This is a genomic window from Bradyrhizobium sp. ARR65 (assembly GCF_000472385.1).
Classification (GTDB): domain Bacteria; phylum Pseudomonadota; class Alphaproteobacteria; order Rhizobiales; family Xanthobacteraceae; genus Bradyrhizobium.
On record NZ_AWZU01000026.1, the window covers coordinates 61,219 to 86,230 of the forward strand.

The 25,012-nt window shown below is 63.4% G+C and carries 20 protein-coding genes and 3 pseudogenes; 9 read left to right on the forward strand and 14 right to left on the reverse strand.

Annotated elements, in window-relative coordinates; genetic code table 11:
- Positions 1 to 102 precede the first annotated feature (102 nt).
- Complete coding sequence (locus F758_RS0125685) at positions 103 to 1,653, forward strand: MDR family MFS transporter (protein ID WP_157450159.1); 1,551 nt, start codon at positions 103 to 105, stop codon at positions 1,651 to 1,653.
- A 26-nt stretch (positions 1,654 to 1,679) separates the two neighbouring features.
- Complete coding sequence (locus F758_RS0125690; protein ID WP_024510571.1) at positions 1,680 to 2,144, forward strand: carboxymuconolactone decarboxylase family protein; 465 nt, start codon at positions 1,680 to 1,682, stop codon at positions 2,142 to 2,144.
- Positions 2,145 to 2,900: 756 nt separating this feature from the next.
- Here the strand turns inward: F758_RS0125690 and F758_RS0125695 are convergent.
- The 3 genes from F758_RS0125695 to F758_RS0125705 form a co-directional block, all read right to left on the reverse strand.
- On the reverse strand, positions 2,901 to 4,073 hold the full coding sequence (locus F758_RS0125695) for an aspartate kinase (protein ID WP_245286592.1): 1,173 nt from the start codon (positions 4,071 to 4,073) through the stop codon (positions 2,901 to 2,903).
- 166 nt (positions 4,074 to 4,239) lie between these two features.
- Entirely contained in the window at positions 4,240 to 5,400 is a 1,161-nt protein-coding gene (locus F758_RS0125700; protein WP_063614948.1) for a M15 family metallopeptidase domain-containing protein, read from the reverse strand.
- A 263-nt stretch (positions 5,401 to 5,663) separates the two neighbouring features.
- Positions 5,664 to 5,897 (reverse strand): hypothetical protein, encoded by a 234-nt coding sequence (locus F758_RS0125705; RefSeq protein ID WP_084305651.1) that lies wholly within the window; start codon positions 5,895 to 5,897, stop codon positions 5,664 to 5,666.
- 87 nt (positions 5,898 to 5,984) lie between these two features.
- On the opposite strand from F758_RS0125705, the pseudogene F758_RS52045 reads away from it, so the two are divergent.
- Positions 5,985 to 6,068 (forward strand): annotated as a pseudogene (locus F758_RS52045) (bleomycin resistance protein); the annotation flags it as partial.
- Between the two features lie 56 nt (positions 6,069 to 6,124).
- On the opposite strand, the gene F758_RS0125715 reads toward F758_RS52045, so the two are convergent.
- The 7 genes and pseudogenes from F758_RS0125715 to F758_RS0125745 form a co-directional block, all read right to left on the reverse strand.
- Positions 6,125 to 6,982 (reverse strand): D-amino-acid transaminase, encoded by an 858-nt coding sequence (locus F758_RS0125715; RefSeq protein WP_024510575.1) that lies wholly within the window; start codon positions 6,980 to 6,982, stop codon positions 6,125 to 6,127.
- Positions 6,983 to 7,192: 210 nt separating this feature from the next.
- Complete coding sequence (locus tag F758_RS0125720) at positions 7,193 to 7,924, reverse strand: amino acid ABC transporter ATP-binding protein (protein ID WP_024510576.1); 732 nt, start codon at positions 7,922 to 7,924, stop codon at positions 7,193 to 7,195.
- A gap of 10 nt (positions 7,925 to 7,934) precedes the next feature.
- Positions 7,935 to 8,627 (reverse strand): amino acid ABC transporter permease, encoded by a 693-nt coding sequence (locus F758_RS0125725; RefSeq protein WP_024510577.1) that lies wholly within the window; start codon positions 8,625 to 8,627, stop codon positions 7,935 to 7,937.
- 2 nt (positions 8,628 to 8,629) lie between these two features.
- Positions 8,630 to 9,361: an amino acid ABC transporter permease gene (locus tag F758_RS0125730; RefSeq protein ID WP_024510578.1), complete on the reverse strand. Its 732-nt coding sequence runs from the start codon at positions 9,359 to 9,361 to the stop codon at positions 8,630 to 8,632.
- 242 nt (positions 9,362 to 9,603) lie between these two features.
- Positions 9,604 to 10,520, reverse strand: a pseudogene (locus F758_RS44545) (amino acid ABC transporter substrate-binding protein).
- Positions 10,521 to 10,594: 74 nt separating this feature from the next.
- Positions 10,595 to 11,896: an MFS transporter gene (locus F758_RS0125740; RefSeq protein WP_024510579.1), complete on the reverse strand. Its 1,302-nt coding sequence runs from the start codon at positions 11,894 to 11,896 to the stop codon at positions 10,595 to 10,597.
- A 1-nt stretch (position 11,897) separates the two neighbouring features.
- Positions 11,898 to 13,292 carry a M20 family metallopeptidase gene (locus tag F758_RS0125745; RefSeq protein ID WP_024510580.1) on the reverse strand — a complete coding sequence of 465 codons (1,395 nt, stop codon included), beginning with the start codon at positions 13,290 to 13,292 and terminating at the stop codon, positions 11,898 to 11,900.
- Positions 13,293 to 13,440: 148 nt separating this feature from the next.
- On the opposite strand from F758_RS0125745, the gene F758_RS0125750 reads away from it, so the two are divergent.
- Entirely contained in the window at positions 13,441 to 14,817 is a 1,377-nt protein-coding gene (locus F758_RS0125750) for an LLM class flavin-dependent oxidoreductase (protein ID WP_024510581.1), read from the forward strand.
- A 104-nt stretch (positions 14,818 to 14,921) separates the two neighbouring features.
- Here F758_RS0125750 and F758_RS0125755 read toward each other — a convergent pair whose 3' ends face one another.
- From F758_RS0125755 to F758_RS0125770, 4 genes and pseudogenes are all read right to left on the reverse strand, one after another.
- Entirely contained in the window at positions 14,922 to 16,583 is a 1,662-nt protein-coding gene (locus F758_RS0125755; protein WP_024510582.1) for a thiamine pyrophosphate-binding protein, read from the reverse strand.
- 277 nt (positions 16,584 to 16,860) lie between these two features.
- Positions 16,861 to 17,364, reverse strand: a complete 504-nt coding sequence (locus F758_RS0125760) for a GFA family protein (RefSeq protein ID WP_024510583.1) — start codon at positions 17,362 to 17,364, stop codon at positions 16,861 to 16,863.
- A 107-nt stretch (positions 17,365 to 17,471) separates the two neighbouring features.
- Positions 17,472 to 18,598, reverse strand: a pseudogene (locus F758_RS44550) (alkene reductase).
- A gap of 348 nt (positions 18,599 to 18,946) precedes the next feature.
- Positions 18,947 to 20,443, reverse strand: a complete 1,497-nt coding sequence (locus tag F758_RS0125770; RefSeq protein WP_024510584.1) for an aldehyde dehydrogenase family protein — start codon at positions 20,441 to 20,443, stop codon at positions 18,947 to 18,949.
- A gap of 232 nt (positions 20,444 to 20,675) precedes the next feature.
- Between F758_RS0125770 and F758_RS0125775 the strand changes: the two genes are divergently transcribed.
- From F758_RS0125775 to F758_RS44565, 5 genes are all read left to right on the forward strand, one after another.
- A complete protein-coding gene (locus F758_RS0125775; RefSeq protein ID WP_024510585.1) occupies positions 20,676 to 21,527 on the forward strand; it encodes an SDR family NAD(P)-dependent oxidoreductase in 852 nt (283 codons plus the stop codon).
- 333 nt (positions 21,528 to 21,860) lie between these two features.
- Entirely contained in the window at positions 21,861 to 22,403 is a 543-nt protein-coding gene (locus F758_RS50945) for a hypothetical protein (RefSeq protein WP_024510586.1), read from the forward strand.
- Positions 22,404 to 22,675: 272 nt separating this feature from the next.
- Positions 22,676 to 23,131: a MarR family winged helix-turn-helix transcriptional regulator gene (locus F758_RS0125785; RefSeq protein WP_024510587.1), complete on the forward strand. Its 456-nt coding sequence runs from the start codon at positions 22,676 to 22,678 to the stop codon at positions 23,129 to 23,131.
- Positions 23,132 to 23,143: 12 nt separating this feature from the next.
- Positions 23,144 to 23,704: an isochorismatase family protein gene (locus F758_RS0125790; protein WP_024510588.1), complete on the forward strand. Its 561-nt coding sequence runs from the start codon at positions 23,144 to 23,146 to the stop codon at positions 23,702 to 23,704.
- A 15-nt stretch (positions 23,705 to 23,719) separates the two neighbouring features.
- On the forward strand, positions 23,720 to 24,946 hold the full coding sequence (locus tag F758_RS44565) for an MFS transporter (RefSeq protein ID WP_035723045.1): 1,227 nt from the start codon (positions 23,720 to 23,722) through the stop codon (positions 24,944 to 24,946).
- Positions 24,947 to 25,012 lie beyond the last annotated feature (66 nt).

The following is a 25,012-nucleotide window of genomic DNA, read 5'->3' on the forward strand; positions in this document are numbered from 1 at the left end:
TCCTCGCCAAGACGAGAGGAGACATCCATGACCGCGCTCCAAGCCGCCCTCGGGCCCACGGACAAGACCAGTGAAGTCCGGACCTCGACCGCAGCGCCGCCGATGGCTCCGAGCGTCTCCGCGAAGACCTGGATCGCCGTGTTGGGGGCAACGCTGGGCGCGTTCATGGCGGTGCTCAACATCCAGATCGTCAACGCGTCTCTTGCGGACATCCAGGGCGCGATCGGCGCAGGCATCGACGATGGCGGCTGGATCTCGACCTCCTATCTGATCGCCGAGATCGTGGTGATCCCCTTGAGCGGCTGGCTCGCCCAGGTGTTCTCGGTCCGCATCTATCTTTTGACCAACGCCGTGCTGTTCCTGGCGTTTTCCGCGGCCTGCGCGCTGGCTCAGGACCTGCCGCAGATGATCGCGATCCGCGCGTTGCAAGGCTTCAGCGGCGGCGTGCTGATCCCGATGGCCTTCACGCTGATCATCACGCTCTTGCCGAAAGCAAAACAACCGATCGGCCTTGCCCTGTTCGCGCTCTCTGCAACCTTTGCCCCGGCGATCGGCCCCACCATCGGCGGCTATCTCACCGAGAACTGGGGCTGGCAATACATCTTCTATGTCAATCTGGCCCCGGGCGCGTTGATGGTCGGCATGCTCTATGTCTCGCTGGAGGCCAAACCGATGAAGCTGCATCTGCTGCGCGAAGGCGACTGGCCGGGCATCATCACCATGGCGATCGGTCTCGCCGCGCTGCAGACCGTGCTGGAAGAGGGCAACAAGGATGACTGGTTCGGCTCGCCCTTTATCGTCCGTCTGTCGGCGATCGCAGCGGTCGCGCTGACGCTGTTTCTGGTGATCGAGCTGACGACCAAGAAGCCGCTGCTCAACTTGCGCCTGCTGTTCCGCCGCAATTTCGGCTTCGGCATTCTTGCCAACTTCCTGCTCGGCGTCGCGCTCTACGGTTCGGTTTTCATCCTGCCGCAATATCTGTCGCGCATTCAGGGCTACAATGCCGAGCAGATCGGCATGGTGCTGGCCTGGACCGGCCTGCCGCAGCTCGTGCTGATTCCGCTGGTGCCGCGCCTGATGAAGCGGCTCGACCCGCGCATTCTGATCGCCATCGGCTTCGCGCTGTTCGCCGCCTCCAACTTCATGAACATTTATATGACCGCCGATTATGCGACCGATCAGCTCTTCTGGCCCAATGTGGTGCGCGCGATCGGCCAGGCGCTGGCGATGACGCCGCTGTCGGCGGTCGCCACCGCGGGCATCGAGGCTGAGAACGCCGGTTCCGCATCGGGCCTGTTCAACATGATGCGGAACCTCGGCGGCGCCGTCGGCATCGCGCTGCTGCAGACCTTCCTCACCAAGCGCGAACAGTATCATTCTAACGTACTGGCACAGTCGGTCTCGCTGTTAGAACCGGCCACCCGCAATCGGCTGGATCAGCTCACGCATTATTTCATGAGCCACGGCGTCGCCAACCCTGCCGATGCGCTCAATCGTGCCTACGTCGCGATCGGGCACGTCGTGCAGAAGCAGGCGTTCATCCTGGCCTTCAGCGACACCTTCTATCTGCTCGGTGCCGGGCTGATCGTCGCGCTGATCGCAGGCCTTTTGCTCAAGAAGCCGGATCACATGCAATCCGGTGGCGCTCATTGAATCGTTCACAGCAAGGAGAGACCACCATGAAGCCCCGAATGGACTTTTACAAAGCCGCGCCCGAAACCATCGATGCTCTCGTCGCACTGGAAAAGAAGGTGCAATCCAGCGGCCTTGAGCAGTCACTGATCGAACTGGTCAAGACCCGCGCGTCCCAGATCAATGGCTGCGCCTTCTGCATCAACATGCACACCCAGGACGCGCGCAAGCACGGCGAGACCGAGCAGCGGCTCTATCTCTTGAACGCCTGGCGCGAAGCACCCGCCTATAGCGAGCGCGAACGCGCGGCGCTGGCCTGGACCGAAGCACTGACGCTGATCTCCGAAACCCACGCGCCGGACGACGTCTACGCGCAGGTCCGCGCGCAGTTCTCGGAAGCCGAGACCGTCAACCTCACCATGCTGATCGCGGCCATCAACGCCTGGAACAGGCTGGCGATCTCCTTCCGCGCGATGCCGCCGGTAAAGGCGAAGGCTGTGAGCCCGGCGTGAGGAGTCGGGAAGTTGTTCGTCCCTATTCAATTGTCAAAACAGCGGGTGGCGTCATTGCGAGGAGCGAAGTGACGAAGCAATCCAGAGTCGCCGCGAGGCTCTGGATTGCTTCGCTTCGCTCGCAATGACGAGAGGATGCGACTCCGCATTCCCGCGGCGCAGTTCGCGCCCGAGCTTTGCCAAAGATCACCCTCTCGAAAATCAAAGAGGGCGCAGGGAATGCCGGGTGCTGGCCTCACCCATGGCCCCCGCGCGAAAAAAGTGCGCGGGGCGTTGACCACAGGTTCAGCCGAGACAGCCCGGCATTCCCTGCACAGTGGTTTTACGGCTTACTCCGCGCTCTCCCCGGTGAACCAGACGTTGTTGTCACCGTCAGCCGCGCGATGCGAGAAGCATCGTCGCGACCTTAGCGCCAGCCATGGGGCGCCAGACCACGCGGCTTCGCCGTCCGCGCTGGTGCCGCACGTCCATCGGCACTAACGCGTCCACCGCATCCCGCACTCAACGTCCGTGACGACGCGTACGCCCCTCATCGAGGCGGGATGGATGCAGTAATCACCGAGTTCGGAAAAAAAGAAAGCAGAATATTTTTGCGCCGCCGTCTTGAACGCCTCCACACGCTTGATTCCGCTCCGAAAACTTCTCTTTGCGCGCACGAAAATGCGAGGCTGCGAAGCTGCGTCCAGGCAAGGGCCAAAGCAAAATTGAACTCACTTGCGCGCGCTCGCAGCTTTGCCGCGTCCACGAACGCGCTTGTCAGATCAGCGAGTGCAACGCCTTGACCGCGGCCTCGCGGCTTTCCACGGAAACAAACAGATTCACCGAATGCGGCGACAGGAGATATTTGTCGACGGTGATCCCGTCCTGTTGCAGGATCTGAATTGCCCGGAATGGCAGCTCGGAAGAGACGCCGCCGAAGCAGGTGAGGCTCACCGAGCTCAAGGTCTCGCGCTGTTTGCGCAGGCCTTTGCTGCCTTCGAGCGTGCGCAGCAAAGTGTCGAGCGACTCCGGGTCGCAGGTCATCATGATGCGCGTTTTTCCGCCGGAGAAAGCCGAGGCGAGGAGCTGCGGCCAAGATAAGCCGTTTTGCTTGAGATGCTCGGCGAATTTCGCAAAGCCCTGATTGAGATCAGCCGAATCGATCTCGACGTGCTCGATGCGAGCCAACGAGTTGACGGCCAGGACTTTTCCGCTTTCCATCCCCGCGACCTCCTTCATAACCTCGGTGCTGTGTTCGGCGGCGCCCCATTTTTTAACGGTCAAAACTACATTTTGGCTTTGCGCCAACTCGACGCTGCGAAAATGCAAGACCTTGGCGCCCCAAAAACACATTTCGGACAGGGACGCAAAATCAAGCTGACGCAAGGGTCTTGCATTCGCCACGATGCGCGGATCGGCCGAGCAAACCCCGTCGACATCTTTGATGATTTCGCAGCAGTCGGCCTTTAGCGCGGCCGCCATGGCGACCGCCGTGGTATCGCTGCCGCCCCGTCCCAGGGTGGTGATTTCCTTGGTTACCGGATTCACGCCCTGAAAGCCCGCCAACACGACGACGCGTCCGCGGTCGAGTTCTTCGCGCACGCGAATGGGCCGCACATCCAGAATGCGCGCGGAGGAATGCGAGTCATCGGTCATCACTCCGGCTTGACTGCCGGTAAAACTGATGGCCGGCACGCCGAGATCGGCGAGCGCCATGCTCATGAGCGACATGCTGATGCGCTCGCCCGTGGTCAGCAACATGTCGAGTTCACGGCGATTGGGATGCGGGCTGACCTGATAGGCCATCTTGATCAGTTCGTCGGTGGTCCGCCCCATCGCCGAAACGATCGCCACGACACGATGACCGCGGCTGTGCAAATCGGCGAGAGCGCTCGCGACCGCGCGGATTTTTTCCGGTGTTTCAAGGCAGGCGCCGCCGTATTTTTGCACGATGATGGAACTGTTCCGCATTCTGCTTAGTCGGTCAGAAATCGCCTCCCTGTTTTGTCTAACCGCCGGCGCTCCCGCCAGAGCGAGCAGCAGCGGCTTGTGAGATCGCTGGCCGCTTCAACCTTGTAGCACGGTCCGCATCGTATTGGATCTGTGCTTGAACGGATCAGATCGTTCTCACCTTCGACGACCTTGCGGTCCTCGGGCGTTTGCCAGTGCTACGGTCGTCCCGCACAGCCAGTCGCTTGTGCTTCTTCGTCTCCGATGCAATGTGTTGAAGTTTTGTCCCGCCGCGGTGGGCGGCATATTCCTTGCCGTCGATCGGCGCCACATGCGGCGGGTCTCTATCAAGGTACGGTCGCCCGATTCCAAATTCGCCCCCGTGTGCATCGATCCATTTCCAAAGAACTTCAGTGGAGATCCACCGCTCCGCCCGCGTGCCGCCTTTGACGCTCACGATATCGGCCGCAAGCCCATGGCCATAGCCGCCGCGTAAGCTTCCGCCGTGATACGACCTGTTCGTCGCCGCCGTCAGGCCGCTTGCAATCGATTGGCGGTAATCATCGCGGAACGCGCTGGTGATGCCAGGCGACAGTCCGGCCTGCTCTGCCGCGTAAAGCGCGTGAAAGAGCCTCAGCTTGAAGCTCCGATCCATGCCTCCGATCACGTAGTCCGGCATGGGCATGCCGGCTCTTTCGGCCGCCTTCACGTCCTTCCAGGCGAACTCCTCGTCGACAAGCTTGGTAACTGTTTTGGTGACGCTGATCGTTTTGCCCTTCTTCTTGACCGTCACCTTCCTCCGCTCCTGCACCTTGATGGTGTCCTCCTTGGGCGTGCGCTCGTAAAGCGCCCACAGGTATCGGTCGATACAGGCGTCCCCTGCCAGGCACTCATCGAGAATTCCGCTGGAGCTCGCCGCTTCCTTGTCGCCAGGCACCGGATCGGAGGCGGCTGCCGTCGCCACCTGCACGGGCGGCGTTTCCGGGGACGGCATCTGCGGCGACGCGGTCAACGCGCCCTGGGCGATCGTTTCCGACTCATTCGGCGGTGCCGTCGTCTCGGCGGCCGTTCCCGTGAGCGGTTCAGTGGCTGTCGCCGGGGCGCCAGCAGCAGCAGCAGCGGCGTTTGCCATTGGGGTTGCCCGCGGTACGTCCAAGGGCTCGGCGTCGGCCGTGAGAGAGGGGGCGCGTCGCTCCACCACTGCGGCTGCGCCAGTGTTCTCGATGGCGGCCGAACCGAAGCCAGCGAGCCACGCGACAAGCGAGGCCGCGAGAACGACCGTTCCGCACAACGCCGGCGTCACTATCGCAAATCGCCGCGGCCTCATGATCGCAGCCTCCATCTGGGCCAGATTGCACAGCCAAGCATGCGACGTCGCTAATTGTTCGGATCACGATAATGGCCGCGCCATGGCGAAAACTGCTGGCCGTCAATTTATCGAAGGAATGTTGCCCGAATGCAACGAGCACGAGCAAGCAACCTGGCGTACCGCTTTCTCTCGGGCGATGCGGCTTCGGTTCGGCGGGCCTTCGTGCAGGCGCCGGTAAGTCAGCATCACTTTGTGGAATTATTGTGCGGTGCACTGTAATGCTACGCGCCAGGAAATTCACCCCTGAAAGGGTCGCTGGCACCTAACTCTGGCGCGGCAAGAGATTCCTGCAGGAGCTGGGAGATTTTCTTGAAGCGCATTTCATTTGCCGCCATGCGGTCCATCCAACTGAAGATTGCCTCGATTGCCGGCCTCGCAACCACGGCATCGTCCTGATCGCGCCTGTTATCGACCGAGCGGATGAACCCTACGTCACCGACGAAGTGATGCAGCATGATCTTTTCGGAAAACCGGTTTCCAGTTTTCCGGATCATGCTCCTGGGTCAGGAGCCGTCGTCAAAGCTCTCCCAGTCAACAAAGGAGAGGAGCGCGGCAACAGGCAATTCCTGGTGCAGGATCCTGATGGCTATCTCCTGCGCTTCGCACAAGATTTGGGAACGAGGTAACCTCGTCCGAGGGTCCCATCGAGCGACGACCTGAGACGAGACGCTCCGTCAGAGGATCACACTGCCGTTGCCCGCGCGAACTCGATATAGATCTCGCGCAGTCGGTTCGTCATCGCGCCCGGCTTGCCGTCGGCGACCGGCTTGCCGTCAATGGAGACCACCGGCTGCACGAACAGGCTGGCGCTGGTGGCGAAAGCTTCCTTGGCTGCGAGCGCCTCCGAGACCGAAAACGGCCGCTCCTCGATGCGGAGCTGGCGCTCTTGTGCGAGCTTCACTACCGCTTTCCGCGTGCAGCCGGGTAGAATCTCGTTGCTGTTGTGCCGCGTCACCAGCACGTTGTCCTGCGTCAGGATGAATGCCGAAGACGAGCCGCCTTCGGTCACCATGCCGTCCTCGATCATCCAGGCTTCGGCCGCGCCGGCTTCGGCCGCGGCCTGCTTGGCAAGCACCTGCGCGAGCAACGCAACACTCTTGATGTCGCGCCGCTCCCAGCGGATATCGGGTACCGTAATCACGGCGATGCCGGTCCTGGCGGAAGGCGCGTTGATGATGTCCTTCACCGAGGTGAACATGATCAGCGTCGGCTTGAGGCCCTTGGGAAAGGCAAAATCGCGGCCCTTGTCCGCGCCGCGCGTCACCTCGAGATAGACCAGGCCGCTTTCGAGCTTGTTGCGCGCGATCAGCTCCTTCTGGATTTCTTCGATCCGCTCCAAACTCTCCGGCAGCTCGAGCGAGATTTCGCCGACCGAGCGCTGCAGCCGCGCCAAATGCGAAGCGTTGTCGACGAGCTTGCCATCGAGCACAGCCGAGACCTCATAAATGCCGTCGGCGAACAGAAAGCCGCGGTCGAGTATCGACACTTTGGCCTCCGAGAGCGGCACAAACGAGCCGTTGACGTAAGCGATGGGGTCCAAGCGAATGTCTCCTGTGGGGACCGGAGTTGGTTGTGATGAGAACGTATAGGACAATCGTCAATGCCGATAAACCCTTGGACGCCGATAAACGTTCTCGACGTCATTCCGGGGCGGTGCGAAGCACCGAACTATGGTGCGCAATTGCGCACATGAGAATCTCGAGATTCCGGGTTCGCTCGCTCCGCGAGCGCCCCGGAATGACGGTGGGCGTCAGTGCGACAGGATCTTCGACAAAAACTTCTGCGCGCGGTCGCTGCGGGGCTTGCCGAAGAAATCCGCCTTCGGCGTGTCCTCCACGATCTCGCCCTGGTCCATGAAGATCACGCGATGCGCGACCTTGCTGGCGAAACCCATTTCGTGGGTGACGACCATCATCGTCATGCCCTCGCGCGCGAGATCCACCATGACATCCAGGACCTCGCTGATCATTTCGGGGTCGAGCGCCGAAGTCGGCTCGTCGAACAGCATGGCGATCGGGTCCATGGCGAGCGCGCGCGCAATCGCGACGCGCTGCTGTTGGCCGCCGGAAAGCTCGGCGGGGTATTTGCGCGCATGGGTCGTCAGGCCGACGCGCTCGAGCAGCTTCATGGCCTTGGCCGCCGCCTCGTCGTGCGAGCGGCCGAGCACCTTCTCCTGCGCCAGGCAAAGATTGTCGATGATCCGCAAATGCGGAAACAGCTCGAAATGCTGGAACACCATGCCGACCCGGGCGCGCAGCTTCGGCAGGTTGGTCTTGGGATCGGTGAGACTGATGCCGTCGATGATGATCTTGCCCTGCTGGAACGGCTCCAGCGCGTTCACGCATTTGATCAGCGTCGATTTGCCCGAGCCGGACGGACCGCAGACCACCACGACCTCGCCCCTGGCCACGGAGGTTGTGCAATCCTTCAGCGCCTGGAACAGCGGGCCGTACCATTTGCTGACGTGGTTGATCTCGATCATGCGCCCTCGCTTAGCGGACAATGGCGATGCGTGCCTGCAGCTGGCGGACGCCAAATGACGCGACACAGGAAATGACGAAGTAGACCAGCGCCGCGAACAGGTACATTTCCACCAGTCGCCCGTCGCGCTGCCCGACGATGCTCGCCGCACCCAGAAAGTCCGGGATCGACACCACATAGACCAATGAGGTGTCCTGGAACAGCACGATGGTCTGCGTGAGCAGCACCGGCAGCATGTTGCGGAAGGCCTGCGGCAGCACGACGTAACGCATGGTCTGGCCGTAGGTCAGGCCCAAGGCTTGCGCCGCCGCCGGCTGCCCCCTCGAGATCGACTGGATGCCGGCGCGCATGATCTCGGAGTAATAGGCCGCCTCGAACATGATGAAGGTAATGAGCGAGGAGGCGAAGGCGCCCACCTTGATCGGCCGCGCCGCGCCGGTCAGCCATTGTCCGATATAGGGCACCAGGAAATAGAACCAGAAGATCACCAGCACCAGCGGCAGCGAGCGTATCAGATCGACATAGAGCGCGGCGATGCGGGACAACAGCCGGAAGCCGGACAGCCGCAGCAGCGCGATCAGCGTCCCCACGACGATTCCGCCGAGCGCCGAGAGCGCGGTCAGCGTCAGGGTAAAGACCATGCCCTCGCGGAATAGATAGGGCAGCGCGCGGGCGATGACGTCGAAATCGAAATTGCCGAACATGCTCATTTCCCCGCGATGTAGCCGGGGATCGCGACACGCCGCTCGACGATGCGCATCGCGGTGACGACGACGATATTGATCAGGAGGTACATCACGGTCGCGGCGGTAAAGGCCTCGAACACCTGGAAGGAAAATTCCTGCATCGAGCGCGCCTCGCCGGTCAGCTCTAGCAGGCCGATGGTGATGGCGACCGCAGTGTTCTTGATGGTGTTGAGAAACTCGGAGGTGAGCGGCGGCAGGATGATGCGGTAGGCGATCGGCAGCAGCACGTAAGTATAGGTCTGCGCCGTGGTGAGCCCGAGCGCGGTCGCGGCTTGCTTCTGCCCGCGCGGCAGCGCGCCGATGCTCGCCCGCACCTGCTCGGCAACGCGCGCCGACATGAACAGGCCGATTCCGATCGCGGCCGTATAGAACGGCGCATACGGAAGCTGCTTCAGCCACAGGCCCCAGGCGTGCGGCAGCAGCTCCGGCAGCACGAAGAACCACAGGAAGATCTGCACCAGAAGCGGCATGTTGCGGAAGAATTCGACATAGGCGAAGCCGAACCAGGACGCCGCCTTCGACGGCAGCGTGCGCATCACGCCGACGACCGAGCCGAAGATCAGCGCAATCACCCAGGCGCAAATCGAGGTCTCGATGGTCAGCCACAGTCCCGACAGCAGCATGTCGAGATAGGTGCCGGCCCCGGTCGGGTTCGGTTCAAAGAAGATGTGCCAGTTCCAGTGATAGTTCACGGGAGCTTTCCGCTTGAGGGGCTCAGGTAGCCGCGTCCAGGTTCACCTCTCCCCAGCGGGGAGAGGTCGGATTGCGGAGCAATCCGGGTGAGGGGCCGCAGTTCTCGGTCGAGACCGTAACCCCTCACCTGGATCGCATCTTTCGATGCGCCCCGACCTCTCCCTACGGGAGAGGTGAAGCTTCGGCACCGCCCATGTGATAGCCCGCCATCACGTGAGCAGCCGCCTCCCCTCATCGGGGCCTACTCCACCCTGTAGGAGGCCGGGTCCGGCGAATCCGACGGCTTGGCGAATTCAGCCTTCAGCTCCGGCGACATCGGCGTGTTCAGGTTCAAGCCCCTGGGCGGGATCTTCGACATGAACCATTTGTCATAGAGCTTCTGGCCTTCGCCGCCGGTATAGACCGCGGCCACCGCGGCATCGACCACCTTCTTGAACGCCGGATCGTCCTTGCGCAGCATGATGCCGTAAGGCTCGGGCGTGGAGAACGCGTCCTTGGAAATCGCGTAAATGGAAGGATCTTTCGATGAGGCGACCAGGCTCGCCAGCAGAATGTCGTCCATCACGAACGCGACGGCGCGATCCGTCTCCACCATCAGAAACGCCTCGGCATGGTCTTTGGCCGGAATGATGTTGGCGCCAAGCTTGCGCGCGGCGTTGGCCTCGGTGAGCTGCTTGATGTTGGTGGTGCCGGCGGTCGAGACCACCGACTTGCCTTTCAGGTCATCGATTGACTTGAGATTGCTCGACTTCTTGAAGACATAGCGGCTCGCCGTGAGAAAATGCGTATAGGTGAACGCGACCTGCTTCTGGCGCTCGGCATTGTTGGTGGTCGAGCCGCATTCGAGATCGATGGTGCCGTTGGCGAGCAGCGGGATGCGGTTCGACGAGGTCACCGGCTCGAGCTTGCGTCGAGCTTGTCGAGCTTGAGCTCCTTCTTCACGGCATCCACGATCCGGTAGCAGATGTCCATGGCGAAGCCGATCGGCTTCTGGTTGTCGTCGAGATAGGAGAACGGGATCGAGGACTCACGATAGCCAAGCGTGATCGTGCCGGTGTCCTTGATATTCTTCAGCGTCCCCGTCAGCTCCTCGGCCTTGGCCGAGCCGGCGCAAAATGCGGCCGCGACCGCGAGGGCAAGGATATCCAAACGCTTCATGATGACTCCCCCTTCTTGGATTGGCGGAATGCTTGCACAAACCGGGCCAGAATAGAAATGTGACTTTCGGCGGGTCAGGCCCCGAAAGCATCCGCGGATGCCCGCCGGATGGTCACCAGCGCGAACAGGCTCAAGATGGCAATACCGGTGAGGTAGTAGCCGGGGGCAAGATCGCCGATCAGCGCAAAGCTGCCGAGCCAGGTCATGGTCGCCGGCCCCATGCCGCCGAACAGGGTGACGCCGATATTGTAGCTCAGGCCGAGCCCCGTCGCCCGCGTGCCGGGCGGAAACAGTTCCGACATCAGTGCCGCCAGCGGCCCGTAATAGAGCCCCTTCAGGACACCGAGCCACAGCACCCCGATGACGACGAGGGCGGGCGTCGGGTGCCCCGTCAGCAACAGGAAGGTCGGGAAGATGAAGAAGAGGAGCAGCGCGCCGCAGGTGATCATATGCGTGGTGCGTCCGATCCGGTCGGAGACGGCGCCGGCGATCGGCGACAGCAGCATGACCGCGGTCTGCCCGGCGAACGCCGCGATGAAGCCGACCGACGGCGGCAGATTGAGCGTCTTCACCACATAGGTCGGCATGAAGACGATGAGGTAGTTGACCGCGGTCGAGACCGCGAGCGCGCCGATCGCGAGAATGACGCGCAGCTTCTGCTCCTTCAGGACTTGTCCGATCGGGGAACCATGCTTGGCTGCGGCTTGCGCCGGCGGCTCATCGATGTGGTTGCGGATATAGATGCCGACCGGCCCGATCAGGACGCCGAACAGGAACGGAATGCGCCAGCCCCACGCCTGCAGATCGGCGGGAGACAGCACCGCCGTCAACAGCGCGCCGAAGCCGGCCCCTAGCAGGCCGCTGAGACCCTGGCTGGCAAATTGCCAGCTCGCGACGAATCCGCGCCTATGCGGCATGTGCTCAACCAGGAAGGCAGTCGACGAGCCGAACTCGCCGCCGGCGGAAAAGCCTTGCACCAGGCGGGCGAGGATGACCGCAAGCGGCGCCAGCACGCCGATGGTCGCAAAGGTCGGCATCAGCGCGACCGCCAGCGTGCCCAAGGTCATCATCACGATCGAAACCATCAGCGAGGCCTTGCGGCCGCGACGGTCCGCATAGGCGCCGAGCATGACGCCGCCGATCGGGCGGATCAGGAACGACAGGCCGAACGTGCCGAAGGTCAGCAGCAGCGAGGTGGTCGGATCGTCGGCCGGGAAGAAGGCCTTGGAGATATAGACCGCGAAGTAGCCATAAATGGCGATGTCGAACCACTCGAGCGCATTGCCGATTGAGGTGGCGGCGATCAGCCTGGTGACATTTTTCCGGGCACCGGCCACGCGTGTGCCTTCGTCCTGCTCGACGTGAGCCAGCGCCATCTCAATGCCCTTTCCCGAGCGGGCGCGGCATCTCGCCGAGATCCCAGAACAGGCCGGCCATGATGCCGAGCGCCTCCTCGGTCACCGGGAGCAGAATGTGCTCGTCGGGCGCATGCTGCGAGCAGCCGGGGTAGGAATGCGGTACCCACAGCGTCGGCAGGCCGAGCGTGTCGGAAAACACGTCGTTGGGCAGCGAGCCGCCGAAATTCGGCAGCACGGCCGGCGCCTTTCCTGATGTCTTTTGGATCGAATCCGCCGCCCATTTGATCCAGGGACTGTCGAAATCGGTCCGCGAAGCGGCAAAGCGCTGCGCGCCCGAGACCTCGATCATCGGAAAGCCGTGTTCGTGCAGATGGGCGCGAATGGCTTCGATCAGATCATCGATCCTGGTGCCGACCACAAAGCGCAATTGCAGCACGGCGCGCGCCCGTCCCGGAATGGCGTTGGCGGGATTGTCGACGTTGCCGGCAGAGATCGCCAGCACCTCCAGCGTATTCCAGGCATAAAGCCGTTCGGCGGCGGAGAGGCCTTCCTCGCCCCAGTTCTCCGACAGCGCCGGCTCATCCGCCGTGGGCTCGACCTTGACGTCGGCGAGCCACTGCCGGATCTGGTTGGAGAGGCGCGGGGGCTTGAGCTGTTCCATCAACAGCCGCCCGCGGCCATCGACCAGCGTCGCGATCGCATTGGCCAGGATCGTCGCGGGATTGGCGAGCACGCCGCCCCAATTGCCGGAGTGATGCGCGCCCTCGCGCAGGTTGACGTCAAGGTGGATGCGATAGCCGCCGCGGCAGCCGAGAAACAGCGTCGGGCGATCCGCCGACAGCCGCGGCCCGTCGGACGCGATCAAGACGTCGGCCTTCAATTCGTCGCGCAAGGAGGCGCAGACCTTGCCGAGATCTGGAGAGGCAATCTCCTCGCCCATCTCGATGATGAACTTGGCATTGAAGCCGAGCTTGCCGCTACGCGCCTTGCGCACGGCCCGCAAGGCCGCGAGATTGATCGAATGCTGGCCCTTGTTGTCGGCGGTGCCGCGGCCATAGACGCGGTTACCGACCTGTGTCGTCGCCCAAGGGTTCAAGCCGTCGCGCCATTCGCCGACCATGCCATCGACGACATCGCCATGGCCGTAGATCAGCACGGTCGGCGCGGACGCATCTTCCTGATGCGATGCGACCAGGAAGGGCGACTTGCCGCTGGGGGATTCGACGACCCGGCTCTCGAAGTCGAGCGCGGCAAAGGTCGGCTTGAGCTCGTCTTCCAGATACGCCCGCAGCACGTCGCTGCGCGCGGCATTCTGGCTTTCGGTCTTGTAGGCCACCCTGCGATCGAGTTCGCGCAAAAATTCGCCGGAGCGGAGCTGCTCTCGCGCATGTGCGATGGCGTCGTTTCTGGTCATGTCGTCCTTCGTAAACTACTTTGTCGGCACCGCATCGATACACGGCGGCGCCCGTCAGTGGCAATTCCCGTGCCAGATTTGTATTGCCAAAGCGAGCCCCGATGTAACAATTCAGTCGCGATCCCGCGTTTCGGTTCCCTGGTCTGTCATGCCCAAAGAAATCCGGCTCAATGCCTTCGCCATGAACTGTGTCGCGCACCAGTCGCCGGGACTGTGGACGCATCCGCGCGATCGCACGGCTGAGTACAACCGCCTCCCCTATTGGCTCGATCTGGCGAAGACGCTGGAGCGCGGCCGATTTGACGGCCTGTTTCTGGCCGACGTGCTCGGCGTCTATGACGTCTACGGCAACAGCCCCGATGCCGCGCTGCGTAATGCCACGCAGACGCCGGCGAACGAGCCGCTGCTCCTGATCTCGGCGATGGCCGCGGTGACCAAAAATCTTGGTTTCGGCGTCACCAGCAATCTTTCCTTCGAGCCGCCCTATCCGTTTGCGCGGCGGATGTCGACGCTCGACCATCTGACCGAAGGCCGGATTGGTTGGAACGTCGTCACCGGCTATCTCGACAGCGCCGCGCGCGGCGCGGGCAAAGACAAGCAGACCGCGCATGACGACCGCTACGACATCGCCGATGAATATATGGAAGTGGTCTACAAGCTCTGGGAAGGAAGCTGGGAAGATGGCGCCGTGCTGCGCGACCGTATCAGCGGCGTCTTCACCGATCCCTCCAAAGTGCATCGCGTCACGCATGAGGGCAGGAACTACCGGCTCAATGCGATCCACCTGAGCGAACCGTCGCCGCAGCGCACGCCCGTGCTGTACCAGGCCGGCACCTCGCCGCGCGGACGGCAATTCGCGGCGCAGCACGCCGAATGCGTGTTCATGTCGGGACCTTCGGCCAAGGTGATCGCGCCGCGGGTGAAAGCAATCCGCGAATTGGCCGCGGCGCAGGGACGCAAGCCCGCGGACATTCTGATGTTCAGCATGTTCACCGTGATCCTTGGAGAGACCGAGGCGAAGGCCAAAGCGAAATACGAGGACTATCGGCGCCATATCAGCGCGGAGGGGGCGCTGACGCTGATGTCCGGCTGGACCGGTGTCGACTTCTCGACCTACGCGCTCGACCAGCAAGTGCGCCATGTCACCAACGATGCCGGCCGCACGGCCATGGATAATATTACGCGCGCCGATCCGGATCGCGTATGGACAGTGCGCGAGGTCGCCGAGCATGTCGGCATCGGTGGCATCGGGCCTGTCTTCGTCGGCACGCCCGACAAAGTCGCCGACGACATCGAGGCCTGGTTCGAAACGACCGATGTCGATGGACTCAATATTCCTTTTGCGGTCTCGCCCGGCGATTTCGAAGATATCGCGGACATGCTGGTGCCGGAATTGACCCGACGCGGGCGCTACAAGCACGCTTATGCGGAAGGCACGTTGCGCGAGAAATTATTCGGTGCGGGACGTGCGCGGCTGGCCACGCCGCATCCTGCGGCGCAGTATCGGCCGAAGGTGTCGCGGTGATCACCACACTGCCAGTTCCGTCGTCCTGAGGTGCTCGCGATAGCGAGCCTCGAAGGATGACGGGAGAAAGCTGAGCTTGCTTCGCTCGGCTGTGGTGCGGCTCCTCAAACGCTCCCGTCCACCACAACTTCAATCAGCTTCGTTCCCGGTCGGCCAAACGCTGACGACAGCGTCGGCTTCAACTCCGCAGGGTCGGTGATCTTGATCGCTTCGAGCCCGAGCGACCGGCCGATGCCGGCAAAGTCCACCGGCGGATCGACGAAATCCATGCCGATATAGTTATCGTCGCCATGGAACGAGAGCAGCCGCTGCTTGATGATGCGGTAGCCGCCATTGTTGACGATCACGACCGACAGCGGCAGCTTGTGATGCGCGGCGGTCCAGAGCGCCTGGATCGAATACATCGCGCTGCCGTCGCCGGAGTAGCACACGACCGGCCGGTTCGGATTGGCGAGGCTGACACCGACCGACGCCGGCACGCCCCAGCCGATGCCGCCCGATGCCAGCGCGTGGTAGCCGTAACGATCGCGGTGCGGCCGCAAGCTCAGGATCTGGCGCGAGGAGGTGAGCCCTTCGTCCACCAGGATCGCATTGTCCGGCATCGCCTCGACGACTTGCAGCGCCAGGACATCGGGATCGATCGGGGATTTGCCTTTGGCTTTGGCAATCTGCTCTACCAGGGCGGCGCGCTTCGCGCTCCAATTCCGCGATGCGAGCTCGGCAAGGCTCTGCTTGGCGCGGGCTTCCAATGCGCTGCCGCCGGCCTCCTTCAATGCCGGCACCAGCGCGCGCAACGTCTCCTTCACGTCGGCCTTCAGCGCGATCTCCACGCCGTAGTTCTTGGCGAGGTCCCATTCGACGAGGCCGATCTGCACAATGGCAAGCCCCTCTGGCATCGGATCGGTCTCGCTATGCACCGACATGCGCAGGGGATCGGCGCCCAGCACGATCATGAGATCGTAAGGCGATAATACGTCGCGCACCTGTTTCTGCAGGCGCGACAGACCGCCCATGAAGCTCGGGCTTTCCGAGAGGAAATGCGCGCCGTAAGCAACCGACTGCTGGTAGGCCGGACAGCCGAGCGTTGCCGCGAGCGCGGCGGCCTCCTCCAGTGCATCGCTCTTGACGATCTCATCGCCCGCGATGATCACGGGCCGCTGCGCTCTCAGGATGCGCTGTGCAAGGAGCTGCAGGGCTTCATCGGAGGGGCGCACGCGGGTATCGACGCGCGTGGAGCGGCCGAGCTCGATCCCGGCCTCCGAATTGAGAATATCGCCTGGCAATGAGATGAACACCGGCCCGGTCGGCGGCGTGGTCGCGACCTTGGCGGCGCGGCGCACGATGCGCGGCAGATCTTCCAGCCGCGTCACCTCGACCGCCCATTTCACCAAGGGCTCGGCCATGCGGACCAGCGGGCCATAGAGCAACGGCTCCATCAACCCATGCCCCTGCTCCTGCTGGCCGGCGGTGAGGATCATTGGCGTGCCCGTGAACTGCGCGTTGTAGAGCGAGCCCATCGCGTTGCCGAGGCCCGGCGCGACATGGACGTTGCAGGCCACCAGCCGGCCCGACGCGCGCGAAAAGCCGTCGGCGATGGCGACCACGAGGCTCTCCTGCATGGCCATTACGTAGGTGAGGTCGGAATGGTCCTTCAGCGCGTGCATGATCGGCAGCTCGGTGGTGCCGGGATTGCCGAACAGGTGCGTGATGCCCTCGTCCTTGAGCAGGGCGAGAAATGCCGAGCGACCGGTAATGCGATTTTTCATGTTTCCTCCCACCCGCGGCCGTTCTCGCGCGGTGTGCGCACATGACCAAACTTAACCCGACGAGGCAATGAAGCGCGCTCATGGCTGACCTGCGGGCTGGTCGCACGGACTTCCCGGGCCTCATGGTTGGAGACGGCGCCGCGCGCCTCCTCACCATGAGGGTCCGGCGGCGTGCCAAGTAGACGACCTCATCCTGAGGAGCGGCCGCCAGGCCGCGTCTCGAAGGATGGGCCACGACAAGGCCGCCGCCACGCATTCCGCAAAACGGCCGGTGCGTTCACGGCTCCTCACGCGCGAGCTCGAAGGGATCCTCGCCGGCCGAACGCCGCTTCTTTTTCGAGCGCTGCCAGACGACGCCGGGAAAGCCTTTGAGCGGCACCAGCGGCTCGCCGGTATAGGCCCATTCCTGCAGCTCTTCGATCGCAATGTGATAGAGCGGCTGCCGCCCGGTGCGCCCCGAAAACAGCGCGCGTGGGATGTTGACCATGTGCGGCGAGCGGGCGCGTTCGTAGATCAGGGGTGTGCCGCATTGCGTGCAGAAACTGCGCACGGTGCTGGTTGCCTTGTCCTCGTACCGCGAGATCGCCCCCTCGCCCTTGGTAATGCGGAAGCGTTTGCGCCAGCTTCCGACATAGGTGGCATAGGCCGCGCCATGCGCGCGGCGGCTCGCGGCGGAGTGATCATGCCAGGCCCAGCGTGCCGGCACGTCGATCTCGAAGGCAACCTTGCCGCACAGGCATTGGCCCTTTGCGAGTCCGGCTGGTGATGTGGGTTTTGTCATGCGCCGTTACCTCCGCCGTCATTCCGGGGCGATGCGTTAGCATCGAACCCTGAATCTCGAGATTTCCGGGTTCGCCTCTGCGAAGCGCCCCGGAATGACGCCACCCGTCAAACCGGCTCCAGCTCGTCATACACCGGATAGTCGGTATAGCCGACCTCCTCGCCGCCATAAAAGGTCCCGCGGTTGTAAGGCGTGATCGGAAAGCCATGGCTCAAGCGGCGCGGCAGATCGGGGTTGGAGATGAAGATGCGGCCGAAGGCGATCGCATCCGCGTGGCGCTCCGCAATCGCGGCATCCGCCGTGTCGCCGGCAAAGCCGCCGGCGGCAATCAGTACGCCGCCCCAGAGCGGACGAAACAGCACCATCGCGGACGGCACGTTCTGCCAGTTGACCTCCGCACGGCCGGCGCCGCTCGACCGCGGCTCGATCAGGTGCAGATAGGCCAGCCCAAGCTTGTCGAGCGATCTGGCCACGTAGCTGTAGAGCGGCATCGGATCCGGCTCGCCGGAATCGTTGGCGATGCCGTAAGGCGACAGCCGCACCCCGACGCGGTCCGCGCCCCAGACATCGATCGCGGCCTGGGTGACCTCCAGCAAGAGCCGCGCACGATTCTCGATCGAACCGCCATACTGATCGGTGCGCAGGTTAGTGCGCGATTGCAGGAACTGCTCGAGCAGATAGCCGTTGGCGCCGTGGATCTCGACGCCGTCAAAGCCGGCGGCAAGCGCATTGTGTGCGGCCTGCCGAAAGTCGGCAATGATGCCGGGGATTTCGTCGGTCTCAAGCGCCCGCGGGGTTTCATAGGTGGTCGGCTTACCCTCCGCGGTCATCGTCTTGTATTCGGTCGAAATCGCTACCGCCGACGGCGCGACCGGCAACGCTCCATTCGGCTGGAACGAGGAGTGCGAAACGCGTCCGACATGCCAGAGCTGGAGGAAGATGACGCCGCCCTTGGCATGGACGGCATCGACGACGCCGCGCCAGCCCGCGATCTGCCGTCCGTGTAGATACCGGGCACGCCGGGATTGCCGAAGCCCGTTGCTGCCACGGGCGAGGCTTCGGCGACGATCAATCCGCCGGGCGTGGCGCGCTGTCCATAATATGCCGCGTTCAGCGCGCGCGGCGCGAGCGACGGCTTTGCCGCGCGCATCCGCGTCAGGGGTGCCATCACGACGCGGTGCTTGAGTTGGTAAGGACCGATCTTGAGCGGTGAAAACAAGTGCGGGAATTTCATTTCTGCCCCGAAGGTCTGTTTAGAGGATCATCGTCATCTTAAAATCATAAGGAGCGGCTGCCGAACAGACAGCCACTCCCCATGACACTCTTCCTCGCCCCGTTCTTACGGGGACGCGACGAGCAAAGCTCGCACTGTGAGGGTCGGGGTGAGAGGCCTGCCTCCACGCAATGAGCTCATGGAGAGTGCCCCCTCACCCGGATCGCATCTGGCGATGCGATCCGATCTCACCCCGACGCAAGTCGGGCCTGCCAGACTTACGCATATTGAGATGCGCAACCGGGGTAAACCCCGGTTATTGAGATGCGCAACCGGGGTGAACCCCGGTTGCGGTGGGGCGAGTTGGATCTAAGCCGTCTTGATCCAGACCGCCTTGATGTTGAGATATTCTTCCAGATGCTGCTTGCCGGACTCCCGGCCGTAGCCGCTCATCTTGTAGCCGCCGAAGGGCACGGCTGGATCCATCGCCTGGTAGCAGTTCACCCAGACCGAGCCGGCGCGCAGCGCCTTGGAGACGTGGTGCGCCTTGGCGACGTCGCGCGTCCACACGCCGCTGCCGAGGCCGAAGGTGGTCGCATTCGCCCGGCGGATCAGCTCGTCCATGTCCTTGAACTTGATCGCCGAGATGACGGGGCCGAAAATTTCCTCCTGCGCGATGCGCATATTGTCCTGCACATTCGCAAACACCGTCGGCTGCACGAAATAGCCCTTCGCCAGTGGCCCCTCGGTCACGCGTGCGCCGCCGGCGAGCGCCTTGGCGCCTTCCGTCTGGCCGATCGCGAGATAGCCGGTGACGCGCTCGAGCTGCTGCTCGGAGACCAAGGGACCGATCTGCGTGTTGGGATCGAGCCCGTTGCCGACCTGCAGCTTCCTGCCGAATTCGGCGACGCGGCCGACGAACTCGTCATAGATCTTTTCCTCCACGAACAGCCGCGTGCCGGCGCTGCAGATCTGACCCGAATTGGCGAACACCGCCATCGATGCCCCGGGCACCGCCGCATCGAGATCGGCGTCCGCGAACACGATATCAGGCGACTTGCCGCCGAGCTCGAGCGAGACGCGCTTGAGATTGCCGGCGGATGCACGCACGATCGATTGCCCGGTGATGTGCGAGCCGGTGAACGCGACCTTGTCCACATCCGGATGCGCGGCGAGCGCCGCGCCCGCGGTTTCGCCGAAGCCCGGCACCACATTGACCACACCAGGCGGAATGCCGGCTTCCATCGCAAGCTCCGCGAGCCGCAGCGAGGTCAGCGGCGCCTCCTCGGCGGGTTTGAGCACCACCGTGCAGCCGGTCGCGATAGCGGGGCCGATCTTCCACACGGTTGCCGCCAGCGGCCCATTCCAGGGAATGATGGCGCCGACCACGCCGACCGGTTCCTTCAGCGTGTAGGAGAAGATCTCGCCGGGCAGCGAGTTCTCGATCGTCTCGCCGTGGAGCGAGGTGGCCTGGCCGGCATAGTAACGCAGCATGCCGAGCACGCGGAGGCGGTTGCCGCGGGTCCGGCTGATCGGCGCGCCCATGTCGAGCGTATCGAGCTGCGACAGCTCCTCGAAATTCTTCTCGACAAGCTCGGCAAGCTTCAACAGCAGGTTCTGCCGCTCGAACGGCTTTGCCTTGCTCCACGGACCCTCGAAGGCCCGGCGAGCGGCGGCGACCGCGCGGTTGATATCCTCCGCATCGCCTTCGGCGACGGTCGCGAGCATTTCACCGGTGGCGGGATTGAGCGTCTCGAATCTCTTGCCGGAGGCGGCATCGACCCATTTGCCGTCGATCAGCATCTTCTTGTAGGAACCATCCGCAAAGGGATGGCGCGTGATCGGAACAGCCTGTGATACGGCCATAGTCTCTCTCCCTGTTGTCGCTTGATCTCGTATGAATTGATTCAGTGAGTTGATTTAGTTGATGTCCATCGCTTGCGTGGGACCGTTATAAATGAAAATCTACAGCGGCAAATTTATGCCGTAAAGCTGACAGGGCGACGCGCCGCGCGAAGACCTCCCATGCTTGCGCGTAGGTGGTTTGCACCCCGCGCACGACTTAGCTCCAAGCTTGATTGATCACAGGAGACCTCACGTGCCACATTCCGTGCTTGTTGCTGACAATGTTGCCGTGATCACCGGCGGCGCCTCCGGCATCGGCCTCGCCGCCGCGTTTGCATTCGCGCGGCTTGGCATGAAAGTCTGCATCGCAGATGTCGGCGGTGAACGGCTGCGTGAGGCTGAAACAAAACTGTCATCTGTCGCCCGCGGTGGCGCCGCCAGCGTCATGGCGGCGGCGACCGATGTCGCAAACGCCGAGAGCGTGAAGCAACTGGAGGCCGCGGTGCGCCAGCGCTTCGGCGGCACCGACCTGTTGATGAACAATGCCGGCATCCAGCCCGGCAGCAAGATGTTCGGCCCCTCGGACAATTGGCAGCGGATCATTGCGGTCAATTTGTGGGGCGTGATCCATGGCTCGCAGATCTTTGCCCCGCAGATGATCGAACGCGGCCGGCCCGGGCTCATCATCAACACCGGCTCCAAGCAGGGCATCACCACGCCGCCCGGCGATCCCGCCTACAACGTCTCCAAGGCGGGCGTGAAGGCCTTCACCGAAGCACTGCAGCACGAATTGCGCAGCACGCCGAACTGCAAGATCAGCGCGCATCTTTTCATTCCCGGATTCGTGTTCACGCCACTGACGGCGCAGGGCCGCACCGCAAAGCCGGCCGCTGCCTGGACGCCGGAGCAGACGGTCGACTTCATGCTGCAAAGTGTGGAAGCCGGCGACTTCTATATTCTCTGCCCGGACAATGACGTGCCGCGCAAACTCGATGAGCGCCGCATCCTCTGGGCGGCCGGCGATATCATCGAAAACCGCCCCGCGCTATCACGCTGGCACCCGGATTATGCGGAGAAGTTTGCCGCCTTCGTGAAGGGTGGTTAGCTCTCTACTCGTCCCGGCCAATCCGCGCTCGCGATCGCTCGCTTGTCCGGGACCAGGTGCGATGGTTTCGATTTCATTTCTCAGGCTACTCCGTCGTTGCGAGCGTAAGCGAAGCAATCCAGAGCCACGCGGACGATACTGGATTGCTCCGTCGCTCCGCTCCTCGCAATGAGGACTTCCCCGTCGTTCACGCCAACGCGATTTTGAATTCTTGTTTAATGAGTCTCGCGCCGAGTTGAGCGGCGGACACGGGCAATCCTGACGCGCCATCGCCATCTGCAAGACGTCCGACACGACGTGGTTGGGAGCGAAATCCTTGGACGGAGAATGATGATGTTACGCAAGAAACTCTTCGCGTTGTTTGCCGTTGCCGCGGTTGGCTTGGCGTCGCCGACGATAGCGCTTGCGCGTGGTGGCGGTGGTGGTGGCGGTCATGGCGGTGGCGGCTTTGGTGGTGGCTTCGGCGGTGGCGGCTTCCATAGCGGCGGTGGTGGTTTTGGCGGCGGCTTTCATGGCGGCGGCTTCGGCGGCGGATTTCACGGTGGCGGCTTTGCAGGCGGCTTCCATTCCGGCGGCTTTGCCGGCGTGCATCCGGGCGTCGTTGGCGGCATGGCGGCAGCCGGCGCCATTCACGCTGGCGGCTTCGATCGTGGATTCCGTGATCACGGGTTTCGTGGTCGCGATTTCGCCCACCGCCGCTTCGTAGGCCTGGGATTCGGCTTCTATCCCTACGACTATTACGACGACTACGCCTACGATTATCCGTACGGCTATTACGACGATACGTATTACGACAACGGCAGTTGTTACGTCGTGCAGCGGCGCGTGCACACGACGGCCGGCTGGCGCCTGCGGCCGGTTGAGGTGTGCGGCTAGACGGCTCGCAGCCCGGATGAGCGGAGCGACATGCGGGTCAGCCCCGGGTGTCGCTGCGTCACCCGGGCTGCCGCTAAGGGCGTGGAAGAATCGCCTTCATCCGCATCACATCTTTCGATGCATGCGACCTCCCCCGCAAGGGGCGCGGGCTTAAAGAACCTATCGGCCGAAGCCACAGCTCCCGAGCCCGATCACTTCACTTCCGCTTGATGTGAAGGATAGCTACAAAGTTTAGCTTTGTAGTTGTCCTTCATATCTGCTAGTCAGGCCGCATGAGCAAACGCAAGGCGGAACCTGCTTCCTCGCCGGCGGAGGCGCTGGCCTCGGAGCTGGGCGGGCTATTCGGCAAGCTGAAGCGCCGGCTGCGCGAGCAGGCCTCTGCCGGCGACCTCACGCCGTCGCAGATCGCCGTGCTGGTGCATCTCGATCGCGAGGGCCCCGCCACGGTCAGCGCGCTGGCGCGGCTGGAAAGCGTTCGCCCGCAGTCCATGGGCGCCACCGTCGCCAGCCTCGAAGCGTTAGCCCTGGTCAGAGGCTCTCCCGACCCCACCGACGGAAGGCAGACGATCCTGTCTCTGACCCCGCGGTGCCAGGAGATGATCCGCAGCGGGCGCGCCGCGCGTCATGAATGGTTGCTGCGCGCCATCCAATCGAAACTCACACAGCAGGAGCAGGCACAGCTCAAGGCTGCGCTGCCCCTGCTCAATCGCATTGTCGAAACCGAGTAGATGGAGAACAAGATGGCGATAAGCACGCTCGATCCCAACACCGCCTTGCTGGTCATCGACCTGCAGAAGGGCATCGCAGCGCTGCCGACCGCGCACCCGATGCAGGACGTGATCAACAACGCGGCCACCTTGCTCGATGCGTTTCGCGGCCGCGATCTCCCCGTCGTGCTCGTCAATGTCGACGCCCGCGCTCCCGGCCGCACCGAGCGCTCGTTCTCGACCGACGGCTTTCCCGCCGATTGGACCGATCTCGTGCCCGAGCTGAAGCAGCAGCCCGGCGATCATGCCGTGACCAAGCGCACCTGGGGCGCTTTCACCAACACCGATCTCGAAAGATACTTGCGGCAACGCGGCGTCACGCAGGTGGTCGTGGCCGGCGTCGCCACTTCGGCCGGGGTCGAATCCACCGCGCGGCACGCGCATGAGCTCGGCTTCAATGTCGCGCTCGCGGTCGATGCCATGACCGACATGGACAGTGAGGCACACCTCAACAGCGTGACGCGGGTTTTTCCCCGGATCGGCGAGACTGGCACGACGCGCGAACTGATCGATCGGCTTGGCTCTCACGCATAAAGGAATGGCCCAGCCTTGAAAGGTCCGTTTCGTTCGCTGGCGAACGCCAATTACCGAATCTGGGCGGCGGGCGCGCTGATCTCTAACATCGGCACCTGGATGCAGCGCACCGCCCAGGACTGGCTGGTGCTCACCGGGCTGAGCCATCAGAACGCAGCCGCGGTCGGGATCGTGATGGGCCTGCAGTTCGGCCCGCAGATCCTGCTCCTGCCCCTCACCGGCTATGCTGCGGATCATTTCGATCGGCGCAAGCTGCTGTTCTGCACGCAAGCCGGCATGGGCGTGCTGGCGCTCGGCCTCGGACTCCTGGCCGTCACCGGCCTGGTCCAGCTCTGGCACGTCTATGTGTTTGCGTTTCTGCTGGGTTGCGCGGCCGCGTTCGACGCGCCAGTGCGTCAGGCCTTCGTCTCCGAGCTTGTCGAGGAGCGCTACCTGGCGAACGCGGTGGCGCTCAATTCGACCTCGTTCAATGCCGCGCGCATGATCGGGCCGGCGATCGCCGGCGGCGTCATCGCGGCTGTCGGTTCGGGCTATGTGTTTCTGGTCAATGCCGTCTCGTTCCTGGCGGTGCTGAGCTCGCTCACCTTCCTGCGCCTGGAGGGACCTGCGCCCGGCCATCGCCTCTCCGCTTCGCGCGGCGGCTTCGCCGAGGGTTTTCGCTACGTCTCGCAGCGACCTGATCTGCGGGTCGTCCTGCTCATGCTGTTTCTGGTCGGCACGTTCGGGCTGAATTTTCCGATCTTCATCTCGACAATGGCGGTGACCGTGTTTCACGTCGGCGCCGGCCAGTACGGGCTGCTGACGTCGATGATGGCGGCCGGCTCCGTCAGCGGCGCGCTGCTCGCCGCGACACGCGCCCGGCCCAGCCTGCCGCTGTTGCTGACCGCTGCAGCCATGTTCGGCCTGACCTGCGCGGCCGCGGCCGCCGCGCCGAGCTATCTCGCCTTCGGCCTCACCCTGTTCACGATCGGCCTCGCCGCGCAGACGTTCACCACCTCTACCAACAGCCTGGCGCAGATCTCCACCGAGCCTCACATGCGCGGCCGCGTGATCGCGATCGTTCTTGCGATTGCACTCGGCGGCACGCCGATCGGCGCACCGATCGTGGGCTGGATCGCCAACACTCTCGGTCCGCGCTGGGCGCTCTGCGTCGGCGCAGCGTCCGGCCTCGTGGCCGCCGCGGTGGCCGGGCTTTACCTCGCCGAACGCCGCCGCCCCAATCCCGACGCCGGCCCGGCTTGAGCCGCTCGAGCGCGCCCTTGCCTACCAAAGCGTCGGAGCGCACCCATATAGAGGCGGCCGGTGAAA